Source organism: Metabacillus niabensis (assembly GCF_902829255.1).
Classification (GTDB): Bacteria; Bacillota; Bacilli; order Bacillales; family Bacillaceae; genus Metabacillus; species Metabacillus niabensis.
This window is the reverse complement of record NZ_CADEPK010000336.1, coordinates 1-2,557: the sequence shown is the minus strand read 5'-3', so window position 1 is coordinate 2,557 and position 2,557 is coordinate 1. Positions and strand designations below refer to the sequence as shown.

Here is a 2,557-nt window from a genome sequence, read left to right as displayed (position 1 = left end):
GTTGATAGGGTACAGGTAAATTAGAAAACTCTATTAAATTATGAAAAGGTGCGGATTTCTTTGAGAGTATTAATGTTTGGTTCAGGCGTTATCGGGACGATTTATGGACACGCATTTTCTCAATCAGGAATAGATGTTGTACATTATGTAAGACCGAATAAACTTGAGCAATTAAACGATGGGATCCAGCTTCATTTATTAGACGGAAGAAGAAAGACAGGGATTCATATTCAAAACTACAAGCCTAATCTTGTAGATGAACTACCATCGTTTGATGAGTTTGATCTTGTCATTGTAAGTTTACGTCATTACCAATTAAAATCTGTATTGCCACTCTTAGCGAAAAATCTTGGACGTGCAGATATCCTGTTTTTTAATCACCTATGGACAGATACAAGTGTTATTGATGAGTTTCTTCCACAGGATAAATATATATGGGGGTTTCCTAGTGCTGGAGGCGGTTTTTATCAAATGCCTAATCTAATTTTAAAAGGAGCCTTAATGGACTTCATCTATCTTGGAGAAATGAATGGGAAAAACTCTGAACGTATCATGTCAATTTCAAAGCTTTTTGAACAAGTAGGCATAAAGGTAAAAGTTCAAAAAAATATGCAGCACTGGTTATGGAAACAATTTTCTCTTAACGCTGGGATTAGCACAGTTGCAATGAAAGCGGGAGGGACAGAAAAGCTAATGTCTAGCATACCTTATATTCGGCGTGCAGTATTATGTATTAGAGAAGCATTAATTGTTTCTAAAGCTCGTGGAGTCAATGTGAAGCAATTTTTTGATGCTAGAGTTTTTTTTCTTCCTTCCTGGATTGCGGCATTAGCATTCTGGGCTACGTTGAAGACAAATCGCTATCAAAGAGAAATATTTAAATATTATAATCATGCTGAGGAAATACAACGAATTTACGATGATGTTATGGATATGGGGAAGGAACTTAAGGTAAAAATGCCAATTTTAGATAGTATGGCAAATGATATTAAACAATCATCAAATGTTCATGTGAAAAACAAAATATCTTAACTTATAATGCGGTGCTTTAAAGAAGGCACTGCTTTTTTATATTATTTAAATGCTCCTATCATATTGTACGAAACTTGAAAACAAATGGCAAAGTTATGTATAACAGTTATAATCTCTGCCATATTAGGAAATTACTAATAGGAGTATACAAAGGAGGTAGTCCTTATGAAAGATAATAAGCAACAATCAAGTGATGATTTGAATCAAATTTTTGAAATAATTAATGCAAAAGGGGATTCTGGAGAAATAAAACAAATAATCGAAAAATCGAATATGAATCGTAATGATTTAGATGATGAAATGAAATAATTGATTTGTTGAAGGGGTCAGAATACCTCTTCAACAAAATATTGATTATAGCTAGCTGTTTTAATGACTACTCGCTGATTTATTACATAAAAGTTAAGAGAATAATAATGAGAGTTACTAGTGTTCGATAACTATATCTTATCATACAGTTAATAAATTAATAAATTTATATACCAATTTGAGTACTACCTATTATAGTTAGTTCCTAGGCTAACTCCTCTGCCATATTCCCCCTTCTTTATAATAATATAATTTTTACATCTCCTTGTGAAATTTAATAAAAAAGGCAGTAAAAGTTTCTGAAATTTTAGAATAATATCTATCAAATCTACATGGAATTGACTACAATGAATCTAACCAAAATAAGATAGTAATCTACGAAAAACTGTTAAAAATTTATTATATTAATTTTGATAAAAATCCTTATTAGTATAAAGGGGGAATTAAGGGTGAAGTTTCACAGGGGAGTCAAACAAATTCTATCGAAATATATTTTAGAGAGTATTCAGCGGAAAATGATGGGCACCTTGTTACTAGTTATGATGGTACCAATGCTTATATTTATGTTAATTTCTACTTATATTTCAAGAGGTACAGTCGAATCCTCAGAGATTAGCTCGAATTTATCGCGGATGGAGCTTTCTAAAAGCTATTTAGAGGAGCAATTTCATTCTTATAATGACTTACTATTTGCGGAACTTGTTGATGAAAGACTTGTTCCTAGTATAACAACCGAAAACAACATATCATCTACAGGGGCTTTTAATACCCAAACCTATATTAAAGATAAGCTGTTTGGTTTGTACAATGGGGATGATGATATTATCTCTGTCACACTTATTTCCTATGAGGATGATCGGCTCTATCAGGTTGAAAATAATGATTTTTTTATAAACCATTATTTTCAAACACAAATAAAGAATACGGAAAAAACAGCGATTTTTGATGTGAATACATCAAATCATAGTTTTACATTTGCCCGTAATATCTTTCGATTCGAGGATCAAAAATTAGTTGGAAAAATTGAAATCCAAGTATCGTTTTCGCTAATTGATCATATTGCAACAAATTTGCAAAGTAATGGTGAGGAGGAGATCCTTCTTCTAGATAAGGAAGGAAATACCGTTTACACATTAAATTCAATGAAGCTGCGGAAGAATATTAGTGAAGAAATCTTGAGTTCATCTATGAAAGCAAATGATACAAATTATATAAC

3 protein-coding genes are annotated in these 2,557 nt (G+C 31.7%); all 3 read left to right on the top strand.

Annotated features, from left to right (window positions below; genetic code table 11):
• Positions 1 to 60 precede the first annotated feature (60 nt).
• Positions 61 to 1,032, top strand: a complete 972-nt coding sequence (locus HU235_RS19270) for a ketopantoate reductase family protein (protein ID WP_174881262.1) — start codon at positions 61 to 63, stop codon at positions 1,030 to 1,032.
• A gap of 165 nt (positions 1,033 to 1,197) precedes the next feature.
• On the top strand, positions 1,198 to 1,341 hold the full coding sequence (locus tag HU235_RS19265; protein ID WP_174881261.1) for a hypothetical protein: 144 nt from the start codon (positions 1,198 to 1,200) through the stop codon (positions 1,339 to 1,341).
• Between the two features lie 449 nt (positions 1,342 to 1,790).
• Positions 1,791 to 2,557: cache domain-containing protein (locus tag HU235_RS19260; protein ID WP_174881260.1), on the top strand; the 767-nt coding region annotated here is incomplete at its 3' end.

Coding starts and splice junctions, on each gene's coding strand:
- HU235_RS19265 (WP_174881261.1), top strand. CDS start 1,198: ATGAAAGATAATAAGCAACAATCAAGTGATGATTTGAATCAAATTTTT.